Annotated in this window: 21 protein-coding genes; 12 read left to right on the top strand and 9 right to left on the bottom strand. The window is 47.4% G+C overall.

What is annotated here, in order from left to right; genetic code table 11:
• Window positions 1-147 precede the first annotated feature (147 nt).
• The 4 genes from CWE08_RS06885 (at window position 148) to CWE08_RS06870 (ending at window position 3,941) form a co-directional block, all read left to right on the top strand.
• Complete coding sequence (locus CWE08_RS06885; protein ID WP_126767035.1) at window positions 148-2,166, top strand: bifunctional metallophosphatase/5'-nucleotidase; 2,019 nt, start codon at window positions 148-150, stop codon at window positions 2,164-2,166.
• 42 nt (window positions 2,167-2,208) lie between these two features.
• Window positions 2,209-2,688: a DUF4199 domain-containing protein gene (locus tag CWE08_RS06880; protein WP_126767033.1), complete on the top strand. Its 480-nt coding sequence runs from the start codon at window positions 2,209-2,211 to the stop codon at window positions 2,686-2,688.
• A 131-nt stretch (window positions 2,689-2,819) separates the two neighbouring features.
• The gene (locus tag CWE08_RS06875) at window positions 2,820-3,191 is read left to right on the top strand and encodes a DUF6746 family protein (RefSeq protein WP_126767032.1); all 372 of its coding nucleotides are present in this window, start codon (window positions 2,820-2,822) and stop codon (window positions 3,189-3,191) included.
• 3 nt (window positions 3,192-3,194) lie between these two features.
• Window positions 3,195-3,941 carry an META domain-containing protein gene (locus tag CWE08_RS06870; protein ID WP_126767030.1) on the top strand — a complete coding sequence of 249 codons (747 nt, stop codon included), beginning with the start codon at window positions 3,195-3,197 and terminating at the stop codon, window positions 3,939-3,941.
• Here the strand turns inward: CWE08_RS06870 and deoD are convergent.
• From deoD to CWE08_RS06845, 5 genes are all read right to left on the bottom strand, one after another.
• Entirely contained in the window at window positions 3,933-4,664 is a 732-nt protein-coding gene (gene deoD, locus CWE08_RS06865; RefSeq protein WP_126767029.1) for a purine-nucleoside phosphorylase, read from the bottom strand. The two genes, CWE08_RS06870 and deoD, sit on opposite strands and share 9 nt — an antisense overlap.
• A 20-nt stretch (window positions 4,665-4,684) precedes the next feature.
• The gene (locus CWE08_RS06860; protein ID WP_126767027.1) at window positions 4,685-5,272 is read right to left on the bottom strand and encodes a hypothetical protein; all 588 of its coding nucleotides are present in this window, start codon (window positions 5,270-5,272) and stop codon (window positions 4,685-4,687) included.
• Between the two features lie 104 nt (window positions 5,273-5,376).
• On the bottom strand, window positions 5,377-6,906 hold the full coding sequence (locus tag CWE08_RS06855) for a putative bifunctional diguanylate cyclase/phosphodiesterase (RefSeq protein ID WP_126767026.1): 1,530 nt from the start codon (window positions 6,904-6,906) through the stop codon (window positions 5,377-5,379).
• Window positions 6,907-7,148: 242 nt separating this feature from the next.
• Window positions 7,149-7,793 carry a hypothetical protein gene (locus CWE08_RS06850; RefSeq protein WP_126767024.1) on the bottom strand — a complete coding sequence of 215 codons (645 nt, stop codon included), beginning with the start codon at window positions 7,791-7,793 and terminating at the stop codon, window positions 7,149-7,151.
• 235 nt (window positions 7,794-8,028) lie between these two features.
• Window positions 8,029-8,631 carry an FMN-dependent NADH-azoreductase gene (locus CWE08_RS06845; RefSeq protein ID WP_126767023.1) on the bottom strand — a complete coding sequence of 201 codons (603 nt, stop codon included), beginning with the start codon at window positions 8,629-8,631 and terminating at the stop codon, window positions 8,029-8,031.
• Between the two features lie 131 nt (window positions 8,632-8,762).
• Here CWE08_RS06845 and CWE08_RS06840 point away from each other — a divergent pair, with 131 nt between their 5' ends.
• The 4 genes from CWE08_RS06840 (at window position 8,763) to recD (ending at window position 19,106) form a co-directional block, all read left to right on the top strand.
• Window positions 8,763-9,701, top strand: coding sequence for a LysR substrate-binding domain-containing protein (locus tag CWE08_RS06840; protein ID WP_126767021.1), 939 nt, complete (start codon window positions 8,763-8,765; stop codon window positions 9,699-9,701).
• Window positions 9,702-9,829: 128 nt separating this feature from the next.
• Window positions 9,830-13,348 (top strand): exodeoxyribonuclease V subunit gamma, encoded by a 3,519-nt coding sequence (gene recC, locus CWE08_RS06835; RefSeq protein WP_126767020.1) that lies wholly within the window; start codon window positions 9,830-9,832, stop codon window positions 13,346-13,348.
• Window positions 13,345-17,154: an exodeoxyribonuclease V subunit beta gene (gene recB, locus CWE08_RS06830; RefSeq protein ID WP_157981237.1), complete on the top strand. Its 3,810-nt coding sequence runs from the start codon at window positions 13,345-13,347 to the stop codon at window positions 17,152-17,154. Before recC ends, recB begins: the two co-directional genes overlap by 4 nt.
• On the top strand, window positions 17,151-19,106 hold the full coding sequence (recD, locus tag CWE08_RS06825; protein ID WP_126767017.1) for an exodeoxyribonuclease V subunit alpha: 1,956 nt from the start codon (window positions 17,151-17,153) through the stop codon (window positions 19,104-19,106). Before recB ends, recD begins: the two co-directional genes overlap by 4 nt.
• Here recD and CWE08_RS06820 read toward each other — a convergent pair.
• Window positions 19,101-19,577, bottom strand: a complete 477-nt coding sequence (locus CWE08_RS06820; RefSeq protein WP_126767015.1) for a peroxiredoxin — start codon at window positions 19,575-19,577, stop codon at window positions 19,101-19,103. The genes recD and CWE08_RS06820 overlap by 6 nt on opposite strands.
• Window positions 19,578-19,604: 27 nt before the next feature.
• Window positions 19,605-20,501 carry an ABC transporter substrate-binding protein gene (locus CWE08_RS06815; protein ID WP_126767014.1) on the bottom strand — a complete coding sequence of 299 codons (897 nt, stop codon included), beginning with the start codon at window positions 20,499-20,501 and terminating at the stop codon, window positions 19,605-19,607.
• A gap of 214 nt (window positions 20,502-20,715) precedes the next feature.
• Between CWE08_RS06815 and CWE08_RS06810 the strand changes: the two genes are divergently transcribed.
• The 3 genes from CWE08_RS06810 to CWE08_RS06800 all read left to right on the top strand — a co-directional run bounded on the left by CWE08_RS06810 (window position 20,716) and on the right by CWE08_RS06800 (window position 23,748).
• The gene (locus CWE08_RS06810) at window positions 20,716-21,300 is read left to right on the top strand and encodes a PH domain-containing protein (protein ID WP_126767012.1); all 585 of its coding nucleotides are present in this window, start codon (window positions 20,716-20,718) and stop codon (window positions 21,298-21,300) included.
• Window positions 21,297-22,733: a PH domain-containing protein gene (locus CWE08_RS06805; protein ID WP_126767011.1), complete on the top strand. Its 1,437-nt coding sequence runs from the start codon at window positions 21,297-21,299 to the stop codon at window positions 22,731-22,733. The genes CWE08_RS06810 and CWE08_RS06805 overlap by 4 nt, the downstream gene beginning before the upstream one ends.
• Window positions 22,734-22,797: 64 nt before the next feature.
• On the top strand, window positions 22,798-23,748 hold the full coding sequence (locus CWE08_RS06800) for an alpha/beta fold hydrolase (RefSeq protein WP_126767009.1): 951 nt from the start codon (window positions 22,798-22,800) through the stop codon (window positions 23,746-23,748).
• Here CWE08_RS06800 and CWE08_RS06795 read toward each other — a convergent pair.
• Both CWE08_RS06795 and CWE08_RS06790 read right to left on the bottom strand, forming a co-directional pair.
• A complete protein-coding gene (locus CWE08_RS06795; RefSeq protein WP_126767007.1) occupies window positions 23,693-25,651 on the bottom strand; it encodes a M48 family metallopeptidase in 1,959 nt (652 codons plus the stop codon). The two genes, CWE08_RS06800 and CWE08_RS06795, sit on opposite strands and share 56 nt — an antisense overlap.
• Before the next feature lie 16 nt (window positions 25,652-25,667).
• Window positions 25,668-26,264, bottom strand: a complete 597-nt coding sequence (locus CWE08_RS06790) for a LemA family protein (protein WP_126767006.1) — start codon at window positions 26,262-26,264, stop codon at window positions 25,668-25,670.
• Window positions 26,265-26,694: 430 nt separating this feature from the next.
• Here CWE08_RS06790 and CWE08_RS06785 point away from each other — a divergent pair.
• A partial coding sequence (locus CWE08_RS06785; RefSeq protein WP_133306938.1) for a hypothetical protein occupies window positions 26,695-26,914 on the top strand: 220 nt, incomplete at its 3' end.

Raw genomic sequence — 26,914 nt, 5'->3', positions numbered from 1 at the left:
TTCGGCATGTTATATTTTTTGTTGGCGCTATTTAACCAGTGCTTACAAAGAATGAAAAGTATTTCGTACAATCTTGTAACGTGGCGAGCATGATTTGCGCTACGTTATTCGCTACACTCAAGGCATCTTCAAATTCTTGGATGCATTATGAAATACGTGAAACCCCTTCTTTTAATAGCAGCGGCTCTCAGTTTTGCCGCTTGTAGCGATGCGGAAATCGCTGAACGTGATACGCAAGCTGCGTTTTCCCTCACCATCGCTCATATCAACGATACCCACTCGAGCTTTGATCCAGTGGCGAGCAGTTTTAATGCCAATGAAATGCGGGTTTATAACGAGTTCGGAGGCCACCCGCGCATTCTTGAGCGGGCGAATCAATATCGCGCCGAGGCGGAAGCGGCAAACCAACCGATGTTGTTCTTACATGGTGGTGATGCCTGGCAAGGTAGCGCGTATTTCAAGTTAAATGAAGGGCGCATGAATGCTGATATTTTGAGCCGCATGCAGCTCGATGCAATGGCGTTGGGCAACCATGAGTTTGATTTAACCAACGCACACTTGAACGAGTTTCTAAGTTCGGTCAATTTTCCCATGCTGGCGGCGAATGTTGATGCCAGTGGCGATGAAGATTTAAACCAGCAAAGCAATTTGCTGCCCTACGTGGTGTTTGCGTTTAATGGTTTTCAAAAGCAGCGCTTAACCCCCGAAGAGCCGCCACCTGAAAATCAACAACTTGTGGCTGTATTTGGTTTAGCGCTCGATGATATGCCTAATATTGCGCCGAATACTGGCGATTTAGTATTTGCCAATATGGTAGAAACTGCCCAAGCCATGGTGGATGAATTTCACGCGATGGGCATTGATAAAGTTGTGGCGCTTACGCACATTGGCAAGGCTATTGATGTTGAAATTGCTAACCAAGTAAACGGTATCGATGTGATTGTTGGTGGCCATTCGCATACATTATTAGGTGATTTTTCTGATTTGAGTATGGGCTACGCTGGCACTTATGCCGAGTGGGTTATTAATCCTGATGGCGAATCGGCAACTTGCGTAGTGCAAGCCGGGGAATATGCGCAAGCTATTGGCCGTGTGGAAATTGATTTCACTCGCGATGGCCGGGTGCTTGATTGCGTGGGTGGTAATACGCTTTTGAGCAACGATACATTTTACCGAGATAGTGCACGCACCGAGGATAGCTATTTAGGTGGCACAGCCACGGCCGAAGTACTCGATTTTATTGCGGCTCACCCGCGGCTTGCCGTTGTTGATGAAAACACAAGTATGCGGGCGCACATTGACGCGGTTTATCGGCCGGCCATGGAGAGAGCCTACGGAACCGAGTTAGGAATGGTGCCTGCCGAAATTACTCACATACGCACGCCCACGGAAGCGTACCCAACCGGTTCTGAAGTGGCACCATTGGTAGCGCTCGGGCAATATCAGTGGGCCGCAAGTGAAGAGGTGGTAGCGATTACGGGCCTGCAAGCCGATTTTGCGCTAGTGGGTGCAGGTGGTGTTCGGCAAAGCTTGGCGCAAGGGCTTTTACGCGAAGGCGATATCACGTTAGAGCTGTTACCATTCGCTAATTTCATTTCCATTGTGCCCCTTACGGGCGCGCACATTATTCAGCTTTTGCAAGATACGGTAGGGGCTACCGTTCCGGCCGGTTCCCATGCGGGTAAATTCCCATACGGTGGGAATATGCGCTATCGCTTTGATGTCACCCAACCCGGAGTAGAGGGTGAAATTGTTAGTGTGGAGATTAATCGCGGCACTTTGCTGGAGCCAGAATGGCAAGCTATAGAGGCTGAGGCCATCTACAATGTTGCTATGAATAGTTACAACGCTACCGGCAATGATGGTTGGAATGTACTTTATGAGGCGCAAAAGGAAAGCTCAAATCGCGTTGATTTAGCGTATGTGGAAGGTGAGCTCTCAGCCTTTGCCGTTGAGCGTATACAGCGCACTGATGATGGCCGTTTACAGGTGATTTATGAATCCGCTGCATTACAGTGCGATATCGCGGGCGTAGCGTGTAATACTGATGCCATGGCGGTTGTAGAATTCTTCCGCGACATATACGTGCCGTTGCGTGGCGCTGTTTTGCCGCTGCCATACGGTGTGGTGGAATGGAACCTGCCAGATAGTGAAGAGAGTAATTAACGCTCAGAACATGAGCATCAACAACAACTATAAGGAATGGCTATGTTCTTGCAATATAAAATTGAAATAAAATGGGGCGTGATTTTCACCCTCGCAATGTTGGCATGGATGCTGATTGAACGTTTAGTAGGGCTGCATAGCACGCATATTGCAGTACATCCTATTTATACCAATATCTTCGCGATTATTGCCATCATCATTTATGTGCTCGCGTTACAACAAAAGCGCGATCAAGATTTTGGTGGTAAGATGAATTGGGCTCAGGGTTTTATCACCGGAATTTACGTAACTATTGTTGTGGCTATTTTAAGCCCACTTACGCAATTGATAATCCATTTCGTGATTACACCTCACTTCTTTACCAACGCCGCTACCCACGCTGTGGAAATGGGGCACATGAGCGCTAATGATGCCGCGTTGTATTTCAGCCTCACAAATTATTTGGTACAGAGTTTTGTAGGTGCGGCGATCATGGGAATTATCACGTCCGCTGTTGTTGCGCTCTTTGTTCGCAAAAAGTAAGTTGTACGCAAAAAGTAGCTTGCACGCGGTTCCAGTGTGCGCGTTTCACCAATAGTTCGTTTCACTAATAGCTACATCATCAATTTTGCGTAAAATTATTCGTTCACCAGAAACCAAAGGTTAAGATAAAAATGAAACTAATCACATGTGGTATTGCTTGTATATTCTTCTCAATGGCTTCACTTACAGCTGTAGCGCAAGAGCGTTATCAGCATTATGAAGGCGAAGAGGCGGCATCTTTCGAAGAAGCGTTAGCGAATTTTGCTGAGTATAATGAAAAGCTTGAACAGATTTTGGCAGGCGAATTAGAAGCGGCAGATATGGCCGAGATTCACCAACTTACCTATACTCTCGAAAACGCGCTTGAGCGCATTAATTTGGAGCTGGCACAACTTGCAGAAACACTCGAGGTAGTGCACTTGGGTTCGGAGCGCATGGAGTATGAAGGTGTTCGAGAAGCGGCTATGCAGTATTTAGAAACGGCACGTAAAATCGAGAAATAACGAATGGCAAATACACCCGGTAATGTTCACAATCATAACTTGAAAGCTCTTTTCTTGTTGGCCTCAGGGCTAGCGCTCAGCGCTTGCTCTTCGCCAACAGAAACAACCGCCTGCTGTGTTGAAGATACGGGTGAAATATTGCTAGAAGCGCGAGGAAACGAGCCTTTTTGGAACCTAATATTGTACGAAACTCGAGTTGAGTTGAATAGAATGAGTGAGGAGCAACTGCAGTTTGCATGGCAGGAGCGAGCTGTCGGCGAATATAACCTATTTTCCGAGAATGCAGGCGAAATTGTGGGCACAGCAAAAATTATTGAAGAAGTTTGCCGCGATACCATGACAGGAATGCCCTACCCAAAACGTGCTGAAGTTACAGTTGGTGAGCAGCAACTGAGCGGTTGCGCCGGCTCTCCCATAGAGCTGCTCGCAGGTCCTGAGTGGCGCATTACTCACGTTCAAGGCGAAGCCATTGCCGAAAGTGTGGCCGTTAGCATTAACTTTGGTGAGAACGGCGAGGTTTATGGCAATAGTGGCTGCAACCGATTCGTTGGCGAATATGTGCTTACAGGCGAAAATTTTCAGCTGCATCAATTGGCCTCCACACGCATGGCATGCTCGGAGATTCAAATGGCTACCGAGAACCAAGTATTAGAGGCGCTTAGTGATGTTGTAAGGTTCGATATTGAAACTGATAATGTGCTTGAATTGATCACATCGTCAGGAACTCGCTTACGTAGCGTTTTAAACTGAGTTATTTTCAATAGAGCAATTTTTTACTGAGCCGAGAGCAATTTCTATCATCTGTTTGAAGCCCGTTTCACGTTGTTGGCTTGTGCTTGCCTCTTCGGTAATAAGGTGATCAGAAACCGTGAGTAAACAAGCTGCATGTTTATTTAACACGCGTGCATTGTGAAAGAGCGCGAACGATTCCATTTCTACCGCTAACGCACCTTCTTCAGCATGGATTTTCTGAAATACCTCATGTTCATGTCGATAAAACACATCGCTCGAATGCACGGTGCCCTCGTGAATAGGTATTCCTTGGCGTGCAGCGCTTTCTTGTAGCCATTGATTTAACTTTGCGCTTGGGTGGTTATGTGGGGCCATATCGCCATTTTGAGTTTTTGCATACGATGATTCCGACCAAGCTTCGGTTGCGAGCAAAACATCATGCAATTTAAGTGTTTTAGTGTAAGCGCCACAGGAGCCAACGCGAATAATATTTTCCACACCAAAGGTGGTAAATAATTCCCAAGAATAAATACCAATACTCGGCATGCCCATGCCACTGGCCATGATGCTTACGGGCGTGTTTTTGTAGCTTCCGGTATATGCCAAAATGTTGCGAACGTTGCTAACTTCGCGAGCTTCATCGAGGTAGGTTTCAGCGATAAATTTAGCTCGAAGTGGATCGCCAGGCATTAATACAGTGCGCGCAAAATCGCCAGGTTGGGCATGGATGTGAGGTGTCATCTAATCTCCAAAAAGTTTAGCTAGCTTGAGCAAATGATTTCAGCATTCGGCTCTAAAATGCGCGGGTTACTCAAAGTGATTTGCTTTGCAGGTTCCGGCCAGCGCTCTAAGAACGAGCGGTTACTACGCACCGGGCAGCTAGTAACACTGTGCTCCTTGCCTTCGATATCAGTAAGCTCGAAATCAAAGTGAACAGGATTTTCTAACGGGTTGCGAACCGAGAAAAACATACCGTAGCTGCCGCGTATTTGCGCGAAAAAGAGCTCAAATGTACGTTCGGGATGTTCATTTTTTTCTACTGCCCGCATATCAACGATATTATTATTCTCGTCGATATTTGCTTCGATATAAAGCCGCTCGCCCGGCAGTACAATGATATCGCCTTCATAAACTTCAGGCCAATATTGCAACTGGCTCATACTATATTCGCCCTTTGCGGTGGCTACTAAAATTTCAACATCTTCCCGGCATGTATTTTCCTCACAGTATTGCTCAAGTGTAAGCTTTGTCATTGAAAACGGCGCACGATCTGGAGCGCTGCCATTCATTTGGCAGCCCGATACGAATAGTAGCGCGAGTATGGAGTAAGTTAGCCGAAAACCTTTCATGTTCAAATCTCTGTAAAATTCACCGCAATGGCGTGAGGCTCCATTAGTGCCGTAAAAAAGTGAGTTGCAGTAACTGGCGCTGTGCTATTTGGCACAAAAGCTGATTAATTAACAACCAACAATGATTTTAGGTGGCTTTGTTCAGAATTACAAAATGCTTTTAGTTCTTCTAATAGCATGGGGTGGGCAAGTAAGTATCCTTGTAGTTCACTGCATCCGTGCTTTTTCAGAAATTCTGCTTGGGCCTTATATTCTACCCCTTCGCCGATAACCCGTAAATCAAGCGCATGAGCCATGGCAAGTATAGTTCTTACGATGGTGCGGTCGTCTTCATTCGTTGGAATATCGCGAATAAACGCGCGATCAATTTTTACTTCATCGATGGGCAGCTTTCGCAAAACACTTAGGGAAGAATAGCCAGTGCCAAAATCATCAATCGAGATATTGATTTTTGCTTTGCGTAATGAGGTTAATACCGCAAAGGTTTTCTCAAAGTTATTAATTGCCGCAGTTTCAGTAATTTCTAATTGTATCAACGACCAATCGGTAATAGCCTCGAAGCGATTACGAAAGCGCTGAATACTATTATCATCATCAAAATCATGGCCCGATACATTCACAGAAAGGCGCGGAATGCTGGTGCCAAGTAGATCAGCTGTACTCAACTCGGCAATTGCCGTTTGGCATACAAAATCAGTAATATCGCCAATTAACCCTTGTTGCTCTGCTAAAGGAATAAACGTATCTGGTGAAACTTGGCCATGCTCTGGGTGATGCCATCGTAAAAGCGCTTCAACGCCGGTTATTTTCATTGATTGCGCACAAAACTGGGGCTGATAGGCCACACTCAGGCTTTTGGTTTCTAGTGCTTGCTTTAAATCGGCGGTTAATTGCAGGCGCGAATGTACATTTTCACCGAAAAAGTGGTCATAAACGCGCAGATAGCCGGGGCCAAGGCTCTTAGCTTCTTCTAAGGCAAGGTTTGCAGCGGTGATCAAATCGCGCGGTGTATCGGCATCGTTCGGAAATATAGCAATGCCGGCACAAGCCGATACTGTGAGCAATTCATGGCCGGGCACTTTTAATTGCCGCAAATATTGCTGAAAGCCTTGGGTTAACTGAATAGCTTCATCACAATTCTCGATATCTAAAATGAGAACAGCGAACTCATCGCCAGCTATACGCCCAGAGATGCAACGCTTTTCACTGAAATAATTACGTATGCCGGCGGCTACATCTTGCAAAAGTTTATCACCCGCAGGTTGCCCTGCTGAGTGGTTTACTTGCCGGAACTCATCTAAATTTAAACAAACTAATGCCAGTGATTGTTGCTGAATCTTGCTCAGCTGTATTTCTGATTCAAGATCTTGCCGGAACATGTGGCGATTAAGAAGTTGCGTGAGGCCATCTCGTTCTGATAATGCCCGTTCGCGGCGCAGAGCACTGAACAACATGAAAAATAAAATTAAACCGGTGAATACAACAAACGCCCAGCCTTTATATGTTTGTAACTGAGTGAGTGTAGCTGGATCTTGAACAAAGCCCGCGAGTAATCGATCTGAATACAGGATCCAGACAATGCCAAAAAGAATGTAAATAACCGTGCGGTAAACCGCTGTTTTTAATGAAGACATGAAAATAGAAGCAGCCTTTACAGTTACATTCTATAAACATAGCAGGCAGAACCAAGAAAGGGAATTGTAGCTAAGGTAAATTACTGAATTGTTGCGGAAACGCAAATTTGGCTCACAAATTAGCGCCCGCAACAATAATTTGAAGTAACAATTAGAAACAGTATTTAGAAACAGTATTTAGAAACAGTACTTAGAAATGGCACGTGAAGAAAACACTTCAAAAACGCGCCTGAAACTAGAACTTAAAAATGCAGTGAAACACCCACTTTCCCGCTCCATGCCCGGCTGTAGATACCTGCGCCAAGGTATAAATCTACCCGATTAAACACCCGATAGCGCACATCTCCGTGCCAGCTCGAAATACTTGAACCACCCACTTTGGAAAATTGCAGGTAGCTAGATAAATCAAGCTTCTCACCGAGCCTTCCGCGAATCCCAGCCTGGGAAATAAAGCCATCATCACTAATGTTTAGGTGATTAGTTTCCATTTCTACCCGAGTGGCACCTGCAAGAATAAATAAATCGGCCTGTTCACTTGCAGCCATTCTTAACCCGGCCATAACGCTTAATTGGTAAGCATTTTTATCGGTAGCGCTTAACACATTGGAAGTTTCACCAGAGCCTAGCTCAATCGCAGCCAAGCCATATTCCATTACAGGAAGGCTGGCGCGCAGGTTCAGCATATCAGCTTGAGCATCGCTATCACGATCGCGTTCGGTGGCGTAGCTTATATCTAGAATCCGCCAATTAGGTCCCGATAATGCATCTGTATCCCCATCATTATTTGTTTGCGCCTGGCTCTTTGATGCGAACATAAGCAGCATAATAAGCGTTACCATCGAGATAAAAAATCGATGAGAATTTCCAGAGCGCGATGTTATCAACATGATGAGGTTACCTATTGCCGGTTTGCATGTACTGAAAAGTGGTTGCGGCAGCGGCCACTTATGTTTCGAGAATGTTTCTGCAACATTTCAACAAGGTTTCGTGGGGGCTGCTATCGATAAATTTTAGTTATCTTTATTGATTAAAGCACAAAAAGGCGAGAATGCGGAAGCCATTCGCGCCTTTTTAACAAGCCATTTACGTGTTTAGGTTTTAAGGCTTCGATTTTCTACTCATTTAAAGAGATGTAATTTCTTCGCTTGCTTGCGCAATCGCTTTTGCCCGAGGCGCTTCGCCAAGGTTTACACCTTCCGCACGCACTGTTGTTACATCGGTAATACCGATAAACCCAAGTACACCCTGAACTAAGCTTTCTTGGTGTTCCATAGCTACAGCTGGGCCTTCGCTGTAGATACCGCCACGTGCAGAAGCGATGTAAGCTTTTTTACCGGTTACTAAGCCTTCGGCGCCTGTTTCGGTATAGCGGAAGGTTCTTCCCGCTTGGGCAATGCGATCAATCCAAGATTTTAGCTGAGTTGGAATTGAGAAATTGTACATAGGCGCGCTAATAACCAAAACATCGGCAGCGAATAATTCTGCAAGAAGGGTTTCGGTAAGCGCTAATTCTGTTTTTTGGCGTTCGCTGCGATCGCTTTCTGCAGTGCCGGCAGCCATCAATATTTCTGCATCTAAGTGCTGAATCGGGCTGTTGATTAAATCTCTCACCGTTACTTGCGCATCGCTATTCTGTGCGGTTAAACGCGCCACAATTTTATCACTCAACTGGCGGCTAACGGATTGGTCACCAAAGATTCCGGCTTGGATATGTAAAATGTTCATGTGGTTACCTCGTAGTAAAGATCATCAGAATTTGAGCAGTTCATTAATTTATGTGCTGATCATAAAGATGTTCCAGTTTCACTACTAGATAGGTATTATGAGAACTACTGTTTCATAAATGGAACAATAACATGAAAGATATTACAAATTTGGCGTTGTTTGCGCATGTTGTAGAACATGGCAGTTTTAGTTCGGCGGCTCGCAGCTTGGGCATTCCGAAATCTACATTAAGCCGGCGTATCGCCGATTTAGAGATTGAGCTAGGCGTTCGGCTTTTAAATCGTACAACACGAAAATTATATCTTACCGATGTTGGCCGAGAATTCCTTGTGCATTGCCAAACAGTAGTAGCGGCGGCAAACGCTGCTGAGCAAGTTACTCAATTTGTTCAGGAAAAGCCTCGTGGTAAAGTTCGCTTAAGTAGCCCCTATGCCATCAGCCAATCGTTACTTGTGCAAATTTTGCCGGAATTTATGGCGCGCTACCCTGATGTTAATATCGATTTAGTGATGACCAATAAACCGGTGAACCTTATCGAAGAGCAAGTAGATATAGCACTGAGGGTGCGCGCAACAATGGAAGAATCTTCGTTAATCGGCCGTGAGCTCTTACCCTCTGGGCAAGCCCTGTACGCAAGCCCAGAGCTTGTGGCTGAATATGGCGAGCCCACACACCCCACTGATTTAGTTAACTGGCCTGCACTTTCGATGCACTATTCTTCAGGGCGGTACCAGTGGTCGTTTACCAGTGATAACGGCGAGAACCTTGTGCTGTCATATCAAGCACGGCTAATAACCGATGATTTGTGGGTATTGCGCGAAGCTGCTTATCAACATCAAGGGGTTGTTTCACTGCCCACCTATCTTTGCCGTGATTACGTTAAGCAAGGGCGTTTGGTGCGGGTGTTACCGAATTGGCAAATGCCGGTGGGTAAATTACATTTGGTATATCCTTATCGCCGTGGCTTATTACCGGCCGTCCGTGTTTTAATTGATTTCTTGTTAGAGCGGATGCCTTTAGCTGCGGGTGTGGCAGGGATCGCGTCAGATACCGACGCACTGGAGGGTTAAGCTATGTGGTGCCAAAGTTCAGGCACACATGGCTCAAGCACACATGGCTCAAGCACACATAGCTCAAGCAGGCTTAGCTCAGGCACATTTAGTTCAGGCATAGCGATTAATAGGTAAAAGGAATATTCATGAGTTTAACACCGGCTTTTATGGTTCTTCATGGTAATCAGCTTGAAAACTTGCGCGAAGTGTTAGTGCAGTGGATGGCTGAATACCCCATTTCGCCGCTGGGTGAAGAACACATGTTGGTGCAAAGCAACGGTATCGCTCAGTGGTTGAAAATGGCGTTAGCCAGCACCGATGATGGCCACCCGGGCGTTGCTGCGGGTATTCGTGTTGAACTCCCAAACCAATTCGTTTGGCGCTTGTATCGTTCCGTTCTTGGCGAAGATATCCCGGTTTCCTTGCCTTACGATAAAGGCAATTTAACCTGGCGTATTTTACGTTTGTTGCCAGATTTAACCGGTGATGTGTTTGCGCCCTTAGCACGCTACCTAGAGGATGATACCGATGGTAGAAAACGCTATCACCTTGCTGCGCGGTTGGCTGATTTATATGATCAGTATCAAGTGTATCGCGCCGATTGGCTGCAACGTTGGAGCCAAGGCGCTGATGTGCTCACCCGTGCGGAACTGAATGGTGCCGATTTTGATCAAGAATTGGCAAGCGCTGCCCAAAATGCCGGTTTGGAGTTTGCCCTGCCCACAGAACAATTGTGGCAGCCGGCGCTGTGGCGGATGCTCCGAAATGATTTACAGGGGCGCTCGCAAGCCATGGCTTTTTCCAGCCGCGCGGATGTGCACAATAAAGCGCTGGCGAAACTTCAGGCGGGTGATATGCATTCAATTGCGTTGCCTGAAAGAGTTATTGTGTTTGGTATCTCATCCTTACCAAAGCAAACACTTGAGCTTCTAGCAGCACTTGGTAAACATACGCAAGTAGTGCTTGCGGTGTTGAATCCGTGTCGGCACTTTTGGGGTGATATCACTACTGCAAAAGATGAGATTCGGCGACAACAAAAACGGCAACAACGTAAGCCTGGGTTACCCGCGGTTATCAACAATGAAGATTTGTACCTGCATGCGCCGCCCTTATTAGCAAGCTTAGGCAAACAGGCGCGCGATTATTTGAGTTTAATTGATGAGTTTGATGAGCCTGAGCGTTATCAAGCGTGGTTTGGCGATCGTATTAATGTATTTTTTAACCCGGCCACGGGAGCATTCGTACCAGCCGATGGCGTTTCCCTGCAAAACCAACCAGAGCAAAGTGAACCAGAGCAAAGCCAACCAGAGTGGCCACTGCTGCACCAGATTCAGCACGATATTCTTGAGCTCAACGCGCTGCCAAGGGAGCCTCGTAGGTTAGGTGCCGAAGATCAGAGCATTAGCTTTCATCGTTGCCATAGCAGGCAGCGGGAAGTGGAGGTTTTACAAGATAACTTACTTGCGGCATTTGCTGCCGATTCAACGTTGCGGGCTCGCGATATTATTATCATGACACCCGATATCGGCGATTATGCACCTCATATTAATGCAGTATTTGGCCGTATTCATAGCGATGATGAACGCTACTTACCCTATTCGCTGGCGGATCAAGCAAACCGCGGTAGGGTGCCATTGCTAATTGCATTGGAATACTTGCTTTCGTTGCCTGAACAACGGGTAACGTTAAATGAGGTGTTTGATTTACTGGATGTTCCAGCCATTCAACGCCGCTTGCAGTTACAACCTGAAGTGCTTCCACAGCTTCGCCTTTGGCTCACCGAGGCAGGTGCGCGCTGGGGTATCGATGCAGAGCACAGGCGCGTGTTTGATTTGGCGGCAATGGGCAATGCCTTTAGCTGGGCGTTTGCGATAGAACGAATGCTTTTAGGCTACGCCATGGGTGAACATGGCCAATGGCGAGGGTCTTTGCCCTACGCCGAAATTGGTGGTTTGAGTGCGGCCGATTTAGGGCCAGTTTTGCAGTTTATTCAACAGTTAAAACACTGGACGCAAACACTTGCAGCCGAACCCGAGCGAACCTTTGCCGATTGGCAAAACTTGCTGAATGGCAACGATAATTTACTCACTACCTTTTTTGATGTGCAAGACGACACCGATGAACGCTTATACGTGCAGCTAAACGAAGCGTTAGAGCGTTTAAGCGATGCCGTATTAGCCGGTGAATTTGATGGTAAGCTAAGTTTAGCAGTGATTCGCGATGCGTGGTTGGCGGAAGCGGAACAAAGCGGATTGAGCCAAAAATTCTTGGCCGGTAAAATTACATTTTCTACGCTGCTGCCCATGCGAGCCATTCCATTTAAACGAATTTACATTTTGGGCCTAAACGATGGTGAGTACCCGCGCAGCCGCAGGCCGGATGATTTTGATTTAATGAGTTTAAATTATCGCGCCGGCGATCGTTCACGGCGCGATGATGATCGCTATTTATTTCTCGAGGCTCTGCTGAGTGCGCGTAGTGCCCTGTATTTAAGTTGGGTGGGGCGTAGTGATCGGGATAATAGTGAAAAACCAGCTAGCGTATTAGTGAACCAGCTGCGGGATATGATCGCACAAGGTTGGTGCGCGGAAGGCGGTGAGGTATTACCGGTGCTTACCCATGAATATCCGTTGCAGCCATTCTCACGCGCCTATTTTAACGGCGATTTTGCCACTTATGCGCAAGAGTGGGAGCAAACCCACAACTGGCAAGAGCAGCCAACGATACAGAATAATTTGAATACTGAATTGAAAACGGATCTACCAGAATTATCACTAGCAGGGTTACAAAAGTTTCTTCGAAACCCAGTTCGTTATTTTATGGCTGAGCGTTTTCGGGCGCGTGATTATCAAGATGATTTAGTACTCGATGATGATGAACCTTTTGGGCTTGATGGGCTAAAGGCCTATATTTTGAAGAATCGTATTTTACAGCGATTGCTGAAGCAAAATCACCACAACTTTGATCAGCAAGCAATGGATGCATTAAATCATGAAATTGCGGCGATTGAAGCGGAGGGCCTCCTTCCTTTTGCGGCATTTGGTGCAAATACCAAGGCAAATTTGCGGCGCGAAGTGCAGGTGGTGATGAATCGAGTGGTTGATGATCAACGCGATTGGGTACCCGCAACCGAGAATATTCAGGTGTCGTTGAGCACCAATGGCCACCAGTTGGTAACCGAGTTAGATCAGCTCTATGTTGATAAAAATGGAGAGCATGCCTTTGTTTTTGCTCGCCCAACGGCTATTCGCGAAAAAGGCCAGCCGAAATGGCATCAGCTCATTGATGCATGGTTACAGCAGTTAATAGCGAATGCGGCCGGCCATCGCCTTAACATTTGGCAGTATGGCTTAGATAGCCGCATAGTGCTCGCAGCTAAGCCGCAGGCTGAAGCGCATGCGCAGTTAACCGCTGTTGTAGAATGCTGGCAGCAAGGTTTAGCGCGGCCTTTACCGGTAGCATTAAAAACGGCTTTTACTTTGCTAACCGGCGGTAATGCTGAGCAAGCTTATGAGGGCGATTTTAAGTTTTCCGGTGAGTTACAAAAATCGCCTGAGCTGGCGCGTTATTATGGTTCTTATGCTGAGTTAACGGCGGCGGGTTTGGCCGAATGGGCGGAAGCCCTGTATGCGCCGGTAATGGCAAGCAAGGAGGCAACGTTATGAGCCAGCACATAAGCCAGCAGGGAAACAAACACAGTGCGCCTTCGTTGAGCCCAGAGAGTTTTCCGTTGCAAGGCATGCGCCTGATTGAAGCAAGCGCGGGCACAGGTAAAACATTTACCTTGGCTGCTCTTTATGTGCGCCTTGTGCTCGGCCACGGTAACCTGGCGAATCAGCCCGCTAATGGCAAAGCACTTTTGCCGCCCGATATTCTCGTTGTTACTTTCACTAAAGCCGCTACTGAGGAGCTTCGCGATAGAATTCGCCAGCGCCTTGTGGATGCTGCGCAAGTATTTCGTGGTAAGCAAACACCCGATGCGGTGCTGGCAAATATCGTTGCGGATTATGCGGAAAGTGAATACGCCCAATGTGCGGCGCAATTGCAGTTGGCTGCCGAATGGATGGATGAAGCCGCGATTTTCACCATTCATGGTTGGTGTCAGCGGATGTTAAGCGAGCATGCCTTTGATGCCGGTACGGCGTTTGCGCAAACCATGAATAAAGATTTGCGCGAACTTAGCTTACAAATCACTCGAGATTATTGGCGCTATTTTTTATATCCGTTGGCCGATAGCCGAGTTTTACAACATTTTGCCTCGATTGCACAATCACCAGAAGCCCTGTATCAAGCGATTCAGCCCTGGTTAGGTGCAGGCAGCGATGGCTTGGCATTCCGCGCCGGGGGAACGCCATTACCGCCGGCGCAAACGCCAGAACGCGCAGGGGAAACCTTGCAAACATGGCTAGCAAAAATCGATCAGTGTGCCATGCACGTGCGAGAAGTATTGAGTTCGGAGGCCTTAGCTGCATTAGATGAGGCTTTTGAAAAAGGCACGATCAACAAAAATAAGTTCCGCGAAAAAGGCTGGCAAGAAGCAGAGCGGCCACAACTTGTGAGTTGGATTACGCATCCTGAGCAGTTTGATCCGCTCGATTCGGATACTCAGAAGCTCATTACTAAATACAATAGCGAGAATTTGATAGCGGGTACTAAGGCAAAGTTTACTGCGCCTGAGCACCCCTTATTTGCTGCTTTCAAAGATTTAGTTGTGCTTATAGAGGCGCAGCCAAAGTTAAATTTAACCGTGTTGCATCATGCCGCTGAATGGTTTGTGAATGAATTTCAGAAGCGTAAGCAGCAGCGCGCCGAACTTGGTTTCGATGATTTACTAACGCGGCTGCACAGCGCCCTGCATCGAGAAGGTGGTGAAGCACTTGCCGAGCGCATTCGCCAGCAGTTTCCGATGGCAATGGTGGATGAGTTTCAAGATACCGATGCGGTGCAGTTTGGTATTTTTCAAAAAATATATCCCAATGTTACCAGTTCTGAGTATGGCCTAGTTTTAGTAGGCGACCCAAAACAAGCTATTTATAGTTTTCGCGGTGCCGATTTGTATACCTATTTGAATGCGCGGGCAATAACCGCAGGCCAGCATTACAATTTGCCGAAGAATTACCGCTCCACTCAGGCTTTAGTGGAATCGGTAAATGCGCTGTTTATTGCCGCGGAAGAGCAAGAATCGGGCGCTTTTGGCTTTGCGCGTGCGGGGAATAATCCGCTGCCATTTTATGCTGTGGCAGCTGCCGGGAAAAATACTGAATTGGTTGAGAACAGTGCGCCCATCCCAGCACTCAACTATTGGTTGGTGGATGAGGCCGTAGAAAATCTTCGTAAAGCCGATTACCAACAACAAATGGCCAACGCCTGTGCCGATCGCATTGCCGCCCTGTTAAATAATTCAGCCGTTGGCTTTGGAACTGCCCAGAGCGATGCAACTGCCCAGAGCGATGAAACTGCCCAGAGCGATGAAACTGCCCAGAGCGATGCAACTGCTCAGAGCGATGCGCGCCTGCAAGCAGTAACACCCGCCGATATAGCCATCTTAGTGCGCGACCGCAATGAAGCAAAAGTAATTCGCGATGCCTTAAATGCGCGTTCCTTGCGATCTGTTTATATGTCGGATAAAGATTCGATTTTTGCTACCGAAGAAGCCGACACCATGTTGAGCTGGCTACAAGCGGTGTATTCGCCAGAAAATGAAACGCGATTGCGCGCCGCTTTACTTTTACGGTTATCGGGGCAAAGCGATAGTACCTTGAGCCATTGGCTAGAAGATGAACAGGCTTGGGAAACCATAACCGATCGTGTTCGTGAGTTTAAAGATATTTGGCGTTATCAAGGGGTATTGCCCATGATTCGCGCTTGGTTACATGCTTTCGAATTACCGCAGTTTTGGTTGCAAAGTGATTCGGGTGAGCGAACACTCACTAACATGCTGCATTTGGCTGAGTTGCTGCAACAAGAAAGTAGCCAACGTGATGGCGAAACCGGATTAATGCGCTGGTTTGCTCAACAAATTGAGGGTATCAGCAGTAACGAGGAGCTTGTGCAACGGCTGGAAAGTGATGCTGAGCGCATAAAAGTGATCACCATACACAAGGCTAAGGGGCTGCAATACAACCTGGTATTTCTGCCGTTTATTTGTGGCCACAAAGCCGTTAACGCCAAACGTTCGGTGCGCTACTACGAAATGGCAAATGGCGAAACGAGCAATGAAGAAACAGAAAGCAGCAAAGGTCAATCGGTTGTTGAGCTCGAACCCGATGCCGAAGCCGTTGCCCGAGCCGATAATGAGCGGCTACAAGAAGACATTCGATTACTCTATGTAGCGCTGACACGGCCAGTTTATGCCTGCTGGCTGGGCATTGGTGCTTATCGCGATGGCCCCGCACATTACAGCACAATCGATCGAAGTGGTTTGGGAGCGCTTCTCGGTTTGCCAACAAAACCAAATGCGGCCGATTTAAAAACTGCATTAGCGAAGCTGCCTTGGCATCACGAGAGCACACCGAGTTTTCAGGCATATTCACCGGATCTCGATGCCACTTCGGGGCAGCCTGCCTTGCGGTTAGCGCGGCCGGTGCACAACGAACATTGGTGGATAGCAAGTTATTCGGCGTTACGAACAGGCGCGATTTATGTGCCGGAAGCACCGGATACCGCTACGCAAGAGCAATATCAAGATGATGATTTGCAAAGCCAAACGCCAATGCCAATGTTAAATACGGCGGCAAGCGATTCTAGCTTAGAGGGAATTCACGCATTTCCTCGCGGTGCGGGTGCGGGTACTTTTTTGCATAACATTTTGGAAATCGCGGCCGCACACAAGTTTGCCGAATCGGCACTACCAGAACTTGAAGTTTCGGTGAATCGCCGCTTACAGCAACGCGGTTGGGATGAACACAGCGAAACTTTGCAGCAATGGTTGCGGCAATTAACCACAGTGCCTCTAGCTACCAGCGGTGAAGCGTTGAACAGGCTTGCGGTTACTGTTGCGGAAATGGAGTTCTGGCTGGAAGTAAACAATGTAAAAGCGGCTGATTTAGATCGCGTGATAAGCCGCTACTTCTGGCCCGGAAAGGCTCGCCCAGCGCTATTAAACGAACATCTGAATGGCATGCTCAAGGGCTTTATTGATTTAACGTATCAAGATCAATCGGGGCGTTATTGGGTGTGTGATTATAAATCTAATTGGCTAGGCGCGGATCATCATGCCTATACCGAGAGCGCGATGATGAAAGCGATGCTAGAGAAGCGCTACGATGTGCAAGCCAGCTTGTATTTGTTTGCGTTGCACCGCTTGTTGAAAGCGCGAATTCCCGATTACAGCGAACGTATGGCTGATTATCTGGGTGGTGGCATGTACTGGTTTATTCGAGAACCAAGCGCGGGGCAGTGTGTGTTAGCGCCTGATTTAGCGTTACTGCATGAACTTGAGGCATTGTTTCGTTCGGAGGCCCAGCAATGAGCGCTATGAATACTTTACAAGCATGGTTGCGGCAGGCTGCAGCCGAACGAAGCTTACGGCCGATTGATACGGAGCTTCCGAGCACTTTGCATAAGCTTGAGGCGGAAGAAAACCCATTATGTTGGTTATTGTGTTGCTTAGTGAGCCATCAGTATGGCCGGGGCCACAGTTGTTTGCGCATTGAGGAGCTGCAGCACACGCCCGATTTCGTATTAGGATTCGCGCTACCAGATGATTTGAAACTTTGGCTGGAGCCGAAGGCGATTGCTGCTGCATTACAGCAAAGCGATTGGGTTCAGTGTATGGAGAAAAACACCGAAAGCGTTGAAAAACCGTTGGTGTATGCAGCCGGTAGGCTCTATTTAGCGCGGCTTTGGAAAGCGGAACAAGGTGTGGCCGAGGCGATCCAAACGCGCATTCAAATGCCAATAGCGAATGATTCCGAACCACCCTTAGCTGAATTGTTAAAACGAGTTTTTGCAGAATCGAATGATTCGAGTATCGATTGGCAAGCTTTGGCATGCGCAATGGCAGCACAACGCAAATTCGCGATTATTACCGGCGGCCCAGGCACGGGTAAAACAACTACGGTGGTGCGGTTACTAGCTATTTTGCGGCAAAAATATGGCGATAACCTACGTATTTTACTGGCGGCGCCCACAGGCAAAGCCGCAGCACGGTTAACCGAATCGATTTCGGGCGCTATCAATAGGCTTCCCGAAACCATGCAAAAAGGCATACCCACTGAAGTAACCACACTACATAAAATGCTTGGTGCACGGCCATTTCGCCGATCTTTTAAGCATTCAGGTGAGAATCCGTTGCCTGCCGATGTAGTGGTAGTAGACGAAGCCTCCATGGTGGATTTAGAAATGATGGCTGCATTAATGAATGCGCTGCCTGCGAATACCCAATTAATTTTGCTGGGCGATAAAGATCAATTGGCTTCGGTAGAAGCCGGCTCCGTGCTTGGTGATCTGTGTAAGGGTGCGGAAGAAGGGCGCTACAGCACAAACACCCTAGCAATGTTACAGCCTTACACGCCCCATAGCTTAGCTGCTTTTGGTGGCAGCGCTAGCTATGCCAGTGAGAGTCATGCCAGTGAGGGCGAAGAAGCGCCAAGTATGTATAACCAAGCAACCGTAATGCTGCGGGAAAGCCACCGTTTTGGTGCTGATTCCGGCATAGGAAACTTGGCCCGTGCAGTAAATGCCGGTGATATTCAGCGTTTGCGAGGAGGCTCTGAATCGCTATTCGCTGCCTTTGCTGATATCGAATTACTGAGCCCTAGCGCTAAAGAAAGTGGGCAGGCCAACGATTTCGCGGCCTTGCGAAAATTAGTGGTGCAAGGCTATCGTGCTTATCTCGGGCAAATTACCGAGAGCGATACCGAAATGGTTGCTCGCGATCAGTGGGCAAGAGAGGTGCTCACCGCTCATCGCAGTTTCCAATTACTAGTAGCGTTGCGCAAAGGCCCTTGGGGCGTGCAGGGGCTCAACGATGTTGTTGCCGATTGGCTCGAAAGTGCGGGGCTTATTACGCGCGCGCCAGGGCGAACGAAATCATGGTATGCGGGGCGGCCCGTTATGGTGCAACGCAATAACTACACTTTGAATTTAATGAATGGCGATATCGGCATAACCCTCAGGGATCCAGAAACCGGCAAGTTACGCGTAGTATTTGAACAGGCAGATGGGCGCATTAAATGGGTATTACCGAGCCGGTTGAGCGATGTAGAAACGGTTTACGCGCTCACGGTGCATAAATCACAAGGTTCTGAGTTTGCCCATACGGTGCTTGTGATGCCAGATGAAATTAACCCTGTGCTCACACGTGAATTGGTATATACCGGTATTACTCGAGCGAGTAAACGCTTTACCCTAGTTGCTGCAAAGCCGGCGGTTTTTGCGCAGGCAGTGCAGCAACGGGTTATTCGAAGCAGTGGTTTATAGGTGCTTGAGTACGTGCTCGGCGGAACTTACTTCAAAGGCCTTCGGGCCTTCTACAAATAAATTCGTTAAAACACCATCACGAATAATCATTGCAAAACGTTGGGTACGAACGCCACCAAACGCGCCCGTATCCATGGTTAAACCAATGCTTTGGGCCCAGCTTGCATCGCCATCAGAAAGCATCGTTACGCTCTCGCCAACTTCCTGATCTTTAGCCCATGCCGCCATTACAAACGCATCATTGGCGGCTAAACAATAAATGCCAGCAACGCCTTTATCGGCAAATTCGTTAGCTAAACGCACATAACCCGGTAAATGCTGCTCTGAGCATGTAGGCGTAAAAGCACCCGGCACAGCAAATAGCACGTGCGTGCCTTTCGCAAAAGCCTGAGCAGGATCGAATTGCTCGGTACCAATAACCCCTTTTTTCGTTAGGCTACCGGTTGGAATCTTATCGTTTTCTTGAATCATAATTGCCTCTTTATTTTTAGTTAATCGCTAGTGGTTACTTTGCCACACCCGATTACGAAGAAGTTCGCGATATGGCTCAGAATCAGGTGTATCGCGGAACCATAAATCTAATATTTCCAAAAACCGTGGGTGCTGGCGCACTTCGGGCAGAACAGTATTCATCTTACGAACCATATTTTGCCCCCACTCGTTGTTAGTGCAGCCAATGGCGCCGAGTACAAAGGAACCCTCGGTTTCCGCAATGGGGATAAATTCAAGGGAGGGTTCGGTTGAGCTGCTCTTATCAAAGTTATTTAAAATCTGATATTCAATGGTGTAATCGATACGCCCCGATTTAATCATGGCGAGAATGGCCACGGTTGCATTCTCGCCAGTGTGAACAACTCGCGTGATATCGGTATCAGCCGAGCCATCGATAATGTGTTGCAACGAGGGGTAACGGCGGCCCGCGGGATACCCAAGTTGAAAGTTGGCATCAAGAATCAATGCGCTGAGGTTCACCGGGTTGCCGTAGGCTGTGGTGATAGTTTTCGCATGCTCGGCGGTAGTGATAATGCCATGAGGATAATAAAAATGTGTTGGGTTGGTGTAAATCGCCGAGCTCGATGCAGGCCGATGAATCATGCATGGAAAGCACTGATTATAGTTTCGATCGAATTGCTGAGTGATACGGGTTTGCGGCAAGATTGTTTTATTGCTCTCCAAATCAGGCAAACTTTCATCAATAATATCGATTAATACATCGCAGATACCGAACCCCGCAAGAGGGCCGGATACAATGTGAAAAGGTGGTGCTGTGTTAATCACCCACTCAATGCGCTCGGCTTGCGTATCGGCTTGTAATGCCGCAGCCGGGAGGCTTGGGGCAAGAGCTAATACAGTAAGCAGTGCGTTAAATATCAGAAAATTGCGTAACCGATCCATAGTATTCCTAGTGATTATTCGTAACTGAATAGAACACAAACTCGATGAAAGTTCTTAAGTATTGAAGAAAAACTGTGTTTTGGAAACAACGAAATTGTATAAGAATGTAAATAGCCACTGGCGTTTCATGATCAACACCGTAATATAGGGCTAAATCAGTTTATCATTCCCTTCATATTGTGCAGAAGAATAACGATTAGGAACACTCATAAACATGAATGAAATTCAATGGATACCTGTAAAACCTAATTATAAAAATCAATTACGCGTGGGCAATAGCCTATTTCTTGGGCCCTTTTTTATTGCGGCCTTAGTTGCCGCAATTTGGCTAGAAAAATTACCAACTTGGATTCCACTTGCCGTTGCCACTGCGATATTCGTTTTGTGGATAACTCTCGTTTTATTCTGGGCACCAGCGCGCTGCCGCGTAACCAGTTATGCGCTAGAAACCGATGTAGTGCGTTTTCGCTTGGGCGCACTTTGGCACCGAGAAACCGCCGTTACCCATAATCGGCTCCAGCATTTAGAAATCGAACGCGGGCCAGTGGAGCGCATGCTTGGCCTATCACGGTTAAAGCTTTTTACGGCCGGTGGCATGGGTTCGGATTTAACGATTCCGGGGCTAGCGCCCGAAGTAGCCGAGGATATTCGCAACAACTTGATTGCCAAAATTCGGGATGAAGTGTTGGAAGATGGCGCTATCACTTCCGCCTCGAGTGGCTCCGCGAGCAGTGAATCGTCAAGTAAATCAGAGCAAGAGCAGGCAGCGGATAGTTCGCCGGAGGAAAAGCCGGAATGAATTCAGAAACTCTGAATTGGCAACGTTTGCCATTAATTTCGTTAATCTTCTTCTTCATCAGTAGCGTTCGTTTAACGATTAAGCACCTTTATAACGCATTACCTGGCCTTGTAGCTATATTTGTGGGGTTACGTAGTTTATTGCACTGGTGGCCCGTGGCCGTAGGCGCCATATTTATAATTTTGCTGTTAGCAACATTTTTGCGCTACCGCCGATTTTCTTACGTGTTAGAGGCTGAACGGATACGTGTGCGCCAAGGCGTGTTTAAACGCTCGGAACTGAATCTCGATTACGATCGCATACAACAAGCGGATATTCGCCGCCCTATTTGGTTTAAACCCTTTAAGCTAGCCATTCTGCAACTACAAAGCGCAGGTAGCAAAGGCTCTGAGGTAGAGGTGGCAGGATTAAGCGAAGAGTTGGCCGAACGCCTGCAGCGCGATATCTTAAATACCTTGAAAGTAAAAGAAGGTGATAGCGAAGGTGCGGGTGAGTACGCCGATGGCACAGTAGATTTTGAACTGAAACTGCCGCGCTCTGAGATTTTACGCGTAGGGCTTATTCAAAATGCCCTGTTAGTGGTAGGTGTGTTAGCGGCGTTATTGTTTTCCAACGAAATGATCTCTAGTTATGTGATTGACCGTGTTGAGAGTTTCGTAGCGAGTTTTAACTCAGTGTGGCAGGCCGCTTTAGTTTTAACGGGTATTGGTGCCGCAGCGCTTGTTGTCGTATTGGCCGGCGCTATTTTATTTTTCTTTAATCAATATTATGGCTACCACTTGCAGCGACAAGGCGATCGCGTAGCTTACACCGCCGGCTTGATAGGGAGTTTATCGCGAAGTTTTCGTATTCCGAAACTTCAGCTAATTGAGTTTCGGCAAGGGTTAGTAGCCCGAATCTTAAGCCGCTGGCAGCTGCGTATTTTGCAAGCCGGGGGTATCAATGATAAAGCAGAAGGGCGTTTCACTGTGCCTGTTTTGCATCGTTATAACCGAAGCCTCATTAGCGATGATTTGCAGTTGCCCGAACCCCATTGGCACCGGGTACACAAAATTCTTATTCCGCGCTATTGGCTCATTCCAAGTGTTATTGTGGGCTGGGTATTTAACCCTTGGGCTGGTGTAGGTGTTGCGGTGCTTATTTTATTACTAAGGGTGCTTTGGTGGCGGAATTTTGCTTGGCATTATCACGGTGGTTGGATAGCGGTTAAAAGCGGTTTATTTGGCGTAAGTGAACGCTGGGCACCTGCGGCAAAGATGCAGCGTGTTCGTATTAGTTCTAATCCATTTTCCCGTTACTTTAATTTGTGTACGTTAACCATTGATACAGCCGGTGGCTCGTTATCTATTTCCTGCATGGCGAAAGAGAAAGCAGAAGCGCTTCAGCGGGATATATTAGCGCTCACAGCACACAACAATAAGCGTTGGATGTAGTGCAGAATGTGTAGCCGTAAGCAAAATTGTAAACATACAAAGTAAAGCGAAATCAGGACGTGCGATGCAACAACCAACGCAACAACAAACGCAACAGCAAGCGCAACAAGAAGCAGAATTAAATATTGGCGGTATTAATTGGCTACGCTGGCAGTTTTCTGCACCCGAGGGCTTTTTGTTGCAAGGTGTGCGCACGCCAGCTCGCGGCCTTCCTGTGTTGCATTTTATTCATGGTAATAGTTATTCCGGCCTTACGTATTTGCCACTGTGGCAACAGCTTGCGCCTTCGTTTGATATTTTCTTACATGATGCCCAAGGCCATGGCGATAGCGAGCATGGCGGTAAGTTTGTGGGTTGGAACCGTTCAAGTGAGTTGGCCGCCGAAACATGGCGGCATTATGCGGCTGAATATCCTAATGTGCCCCATATCGGCATGGGGCATAGTTTTGGTGGCGCCCTCACCAGTTTAATGAGTTCTGCAGATCAGCAGCTATTTACGCAATTATTGTTGCTCGATCCAATGCTTTTTCCGCCAAGTATGATTCGCTGGGCGCTGCCGCTTGGGCGCATTGGTTTAAACCCGGTGGCGAAAAAGGCTCGCCGTAGGCGTATGTTGTGGCCGGATGAAAAGGCGGCCATGGATGCCCTCCGGGGCCGTGGTATGTTCCGGGGGTGGCAAGAAGAGGCACTAGCCGCGTATGTTCAACATGCAATGGAAGGCACAAGCGAAGGGAAACAATTAAAATGTTTACCGGAACGCGAAGCCGAGATATTTAGCACCTACGCGCCCAAATTATGGCGAGATATCCGCTCGGTTACGGTGCCTACCTTTGTATGGATAGGCAAAGATACCTACCCGTTTTTAAATAAATCAATGGCAACGTGGAAAGCAGCCCACCCCAATTTATCGGTTAACGAAATACAAGGTGGGCACTGCTTTATGCAAGAAGATCCAGCCACTATTGCGGCTCAGATTCGGGCGGTAGTGGCTCACCAATACAAGCCGAAAGCGTAGTGAGTAGTTTGCGCTCAACCAAATTAATCTCGCCATCGTTTTTGGCACACACTAGCCATGCTTTTACGATTTGCTCTTTCTCTTGCACCGACCACTGATCAATTCGATCTAAGCAATCACTGAGCTCGGCAAAGTTAAAAGGTTGCTGGCGGTAAGGCTGTAGATTTTTAGCTAACACTTGAGCACCGGCAGCAAAAGCAGCTTCGGCTTCGCCATCGGTTTCGTGGCCGTACCAAGCCAACACCGATAACGTAAACTCGGCATCTGATTGCTTGCGAATACCAACTTTACCTACACGTTTATTGGGCTCAAATTCGGCTCGCACATATCGTTGCAACATTTGCACCAAACACCATTCATACAAAGAAACTTGTTTGTCGGCGGCCACTAACTTATCAAGTGTGGCGAGTACCTGGTAGGCTTCTTGTTTTTCCAGTGATTTCAATGCCGGCACCGAAAGCTCGATTAGAGGCAAGCGTTGTTCTAAAGGTAATTCAGAAATCTTTTGGAAATCGTTTTCCGAGCGCTGCTGCAGCTCCTTATTGTGATCGTTAGCAATAATACTTAGTTGCTCGCTACGAACACTGCTATCGGCACTGAGCGCCATCGCAAACACAAGCGCTTTCGCACCGGCTTGCTGGCGAACTTCTGTGCGCATGGCTTCATCGATCACGGCCGCCGCTACAATACCCTCGGTAAGCACTTGCCCACCCTGAGAATATTCGCCAGTTATCATACCTTCAGGTAATGTTGCCGCCATACCACCGCCCGCTCCAAGAACACCGGTAGCACTGCCAAGAACAGCCATTCGCTGTGCCATGCGTTCTTTTTCTGTGAGCTTGGCGTTAGATTCGAGTTCTTCAGCAAGCTGCTCTTTTGGGTTGCTGCGAAATTTTCCATCCCAATCGGGGCGCACACGTTTTATTCGCTTTGCCAGTGGTGGGTGAGTAGCAAATAATGAAACAGCTTTACTAACAGCTTGGCCGAAAAATAAATGCGAAGCTTCATCGGCGTTTTTACTTTCCACTTTACTGCCTTGGCCTTTATCGGCCGTAAGCGCACCAATTTGTTCTAATGCACCGCCAATACCTTCGGGATTACGAGTAAATTGCACTGCTGAGGCGTCGGCTAAATACTCTCGTTGTCGGCTTACGGCGGCCTTAATTATATTGCCAAAGAGCACGCCAATCGCCCCTATAATGAGCAAACCGATACCAATGAAAGGAAGAGGATTCTTTTCATTTCTGCGGCTATACATGCCACTGCGCAGCAGTAGATAGCCGGCATGAGAAATAAATAAAATGCCGTTTAAAATAGCAATAATGCGAATATTCATTCGCATATCACCGTTCAAGATGTGTGCCATTTCATGGGCAATAACGCCTTGGAGTTGATCGCGCGTGAGATTCTCAACACACCCGCGAGTAACCCCAATCACCGCATCACGCGGTGAGTAACCAGCCGCAAACGCATTAATACCTTGCTCTTGCTCCATTAAATAAACCGGCGGCACTGGCATATTAGCCGAGATGGCCATTTCCTCTACTACGTTAAGCACTTTCCGTTCAGTGGCATCGTTACTATCGGGAGATAAGCGGCGGCCGCCAAGGCTTTCAGCTACAACTTTGCCACCACCTTTTAGTTGATACCATTTGAATACTACGGCAAGGCTAATGGCAGAGAGGGTCATGCCCATCACAGCAACAATGATATCCCAGTGAAACAGAAATTCGCCACCACCTGCGGCTTCCTCATCCATTGCACTCATGCCACCGGTGAAGGCAGCTACAAGAAGCCCGGTGAGTAGTAGCAGAGAAATTACCGCTACTCCGAATAGAACAACGAGCAATCGCGTATTGCGCCTTGCGATAGCTTGATGTTCAAAGAAATTCATTACCGACATTTAGTTTCCCTAGCCGTTAAAATTCAACTTTCGGTGCTTCTTGAATAGCTTCACGATCTTCAAACTGCAACAAACTTGCATCTTCGCCATGCCCTACTAAACCAGCAAATACCACTGGTGGGAACGATTGGCGATAGGTGTTGTATTCCATCACTGAATCATTAAACGCTTGGCGTGAGAATGCTACTTTATTTTCGGTGCTGGTTAGCTCTTCGCTGAGTTGTGCCATGTTCTGGTTGGCTTTCAAATCAGGGTAGGCTTCCATTACCACGTTTAAGCGGCCCATGGCGCTGCCAAGTGCGCCTTCGGCACCGGCTAAATTCCCCATAGCTTTTGCGTCACCCGGGTTTGCAGAAGCACCTTCCAATGCTGCTGCCGCTTGATTCCGCGCTTGCACAACGGCTTCAAGGGTTTCGCGCTCGTGCTTTAAATAAGATTTCGCTACTTCAACTAGGTTGGGAATTAAATCGTAGCGGCGTTTCAATTGCACATCAATTTGTGCAAACGCATTCTCGAACCGATTTTTCAGTGTAACCAATTTGTTGTAAATGCCGATTGCATAAAATACAGCAATAACCAGCACCGCAATTAGAATCCAGTGGGTGAGTTCCATGGCAAATTTCCTCTTAGAATAAATACACAAAGGTATTGAAGTAGTTGTTATAGCATGGAATTAGGCAAGGCTAAACGTACTAATTCGTTACCGCCTGAAATTGATGAAATTAAACACTCAGTAACATTTTGTTACAATTTACTTAATAAATTGTTTGCTTATTGTTATTTATCGTTTAAAAATAAACCCGTGCGAATCATTGTTGGCTGATATGGAGCGTACAAAACCTCTAATTTTGAGGATGTATTCTCTACAAGGACGCCTAAAAATGCGCACATTCAACGTTTTATTTCTACTAGCTAGCCTCTTTTTGCTTAGTGGTACTGCTAAAGCACAAGATATCCCAAACAATGTTTTTTTACCCCCCCTTTGCAAGTGCTGAACAGAATGATGATGTTATGGGAATCAAATCCGCACGACGGTGTGTAGTTTGCATTATGCCGGTAGTTGCGGTGGTAGTGGCTTGCAGCTAAATGAGGGCAAGCGCATTTATCGGCAATCAGAAACTCAGTTTGATGCATCGGGGCGGTATGTGGTGGCGCGCTATGAGAACGGTGAGCTTATCAGCACGCAGAGTGATTTTAATGCACTTGGGCAAGCGCAGCGGGTGAATCATGCGGGAGTGGTGAGTGTGAAGCGTTTTAATGCCT

Origin of the sequence: Aliidiomarina iranensis (genome assembly GCF_003987135.1) — a bacterium.
Taxonomy (GTDB): Bacteria; Pseudomonadota; Gammaproteobacteria; order Enterobacterales; family Alteromonadaceae; genus Aliidiomarina; species Aliidiomarina iranensis.
Note: the sequence above shows the minus strand (reverse complement) of the source record. Positions and strands in the feature narration are given on the sequence as shown.

What these genes read in the sequence shown, in the direction of transcription:
- recD (WP_126767017.1), top strand. Translation starts at nt 17,151, where the DNA reads ATGAGCGCTATGAATACTTTACAAGCATGGTTGCGGCAGGCTGCAGCC.
- deoD (WP_126767029.1), bottom strand. Translation starts at nt 4,664, where the DNA reads ATGACACCTCACATCCATGCCCAACCTGGCGATTTTGCGCGCACTGTA.
- CWE08_RS06840 (WP_126767021.1), top strand. Translation starts at nt 8,763, where the DNA reads ATGAAAGATATTACAAATTTGGCGTTGTTTGCGCATGTTGTAGAACAT.
- CWE08_RS06855 (WP_126767026.1), bottom strand. Translation starts at nt 6,906, where the DNA reads ATGTCTTCATTAAAAACAGCGGTTTACCGCACGGTTATTTACATTCTT.
- CWE08_RS06850 (WP_126767024.1), bottom strand. Translation starts at nt 7,793, where the DNA reads ATGTTGATAACATCGCGCTCTGGAAATTCTCATCGATTTTTTATCTCG.
- CWE08_RS06795 (WP_126767007.1), bottom strand. Translation starts at nt 25,651, where the DNA reads ATGTCGGTAATGAATTTCTTTGAACATCAAGCTATCGCAAGGCGCAAT.
- CWE08_RS06800 (WP_126767009.1), top strand. Translation starts at nt 22,798, where the DNA reads ATGCAACAACCAACGCAACAACAAACGCAACAGCAAGCGCAACAAGAA.
- CWE08_RS06815 (WP_126767014.1), bottom strand. Translation starts at nt 20,501, where the DNA reads ATGGATCGGTTACGCAATTTTCTGATATTTAACGCACTGCTTACTGTA.
- CWE08_RS06845 (WP_126767023.1), bottom strand. Translation starts at nt 8,631, where the DNA reads ATGAACATTTTACATATCCAAGCCGGAATCTTTGGTGACCAATCCGTT.
- CWE08_RS06875 (WP_126767032.1), top strand. Translation starts at nt 2,820, where the DNA reads ATGAAACTAATCACATGTGGTATTGCTTGTATATTCTTCTCAATGGCT.
- CWE08_RS06880 (WP_126767033.1), top strand. Translation starts at nt 2,209, where the DNA reads ATGTTCTTGCAATATAAAATTGAAATAAAATGGGGCGTGATTTTCACC.
- recC (WP_126767020.1), top strand. Translation starts at nt 9,830, where the DNA reads ATGAGTTTAACACCGGCTTTTATGGTTCTTCATGGTAATCAGCTTGAA.
- CWE08_RS06870 (WP_126767030.1), top strand. Translation starts at nt 3,195, where the DNA reads ATGGCAAATACACCCGGTAATGTTCACAATCATAACTTGAAAGCTCTT.
- CWE08_RS06860 (WP_126767027.1), bottom strand. Translation starts at nt 5,272, where the DNA reads ATGAAAGGTTTTCGGCTAACTTACTCCATACTCGCGCTACTATTCGTA.
- CWE08_RS06805 (WP_126767011.1), top strand. Translation starts at nt 21,297, where the DNA reads ATGAATTCAGAAACTCTGAATTGGCAACGTTTGCCATTAATTTCGTTA.
- CWE08_RS06790 (WP_126767006.1), bottom strand. Translation starts at nt 26,264, where the DNA reads ATGGAACTCACCCACTGGATTCTAATTGCGGTGCTGGTTATTGCTGTA.
- recB (WP_157981237.1), top strand. Translation starts at nt 13,345, where the DNA reads ATGAGCCAGCACATAAGCCAGCAGGGAAACAAACACAGTGCGCCTTCG.
- CWE08_RS06820 (WP_126767015.1), bottom strand. Translation starts at nt 19,577, where the DNA reads ATGATTCAAGAAAACGATAAGATTCCAACCGGTAGCCTAACGAAAAAA.
- CWE08_RS06885 (WP_126767035.1), top strand. Translation starts at nt 148, where the DNA reads ATGAAATACGTGAAACCCCTTCTTTTAATAGCAGCGGCTCTCAGTTTT.
- CWE08_RS06810 (WP_126767012.1), top strand. Translation starts at nt 20,716, where the DNA reads ATGAATGAAATTCAATGGATACCTGTAAAACCTAATTATAAAAATCAA.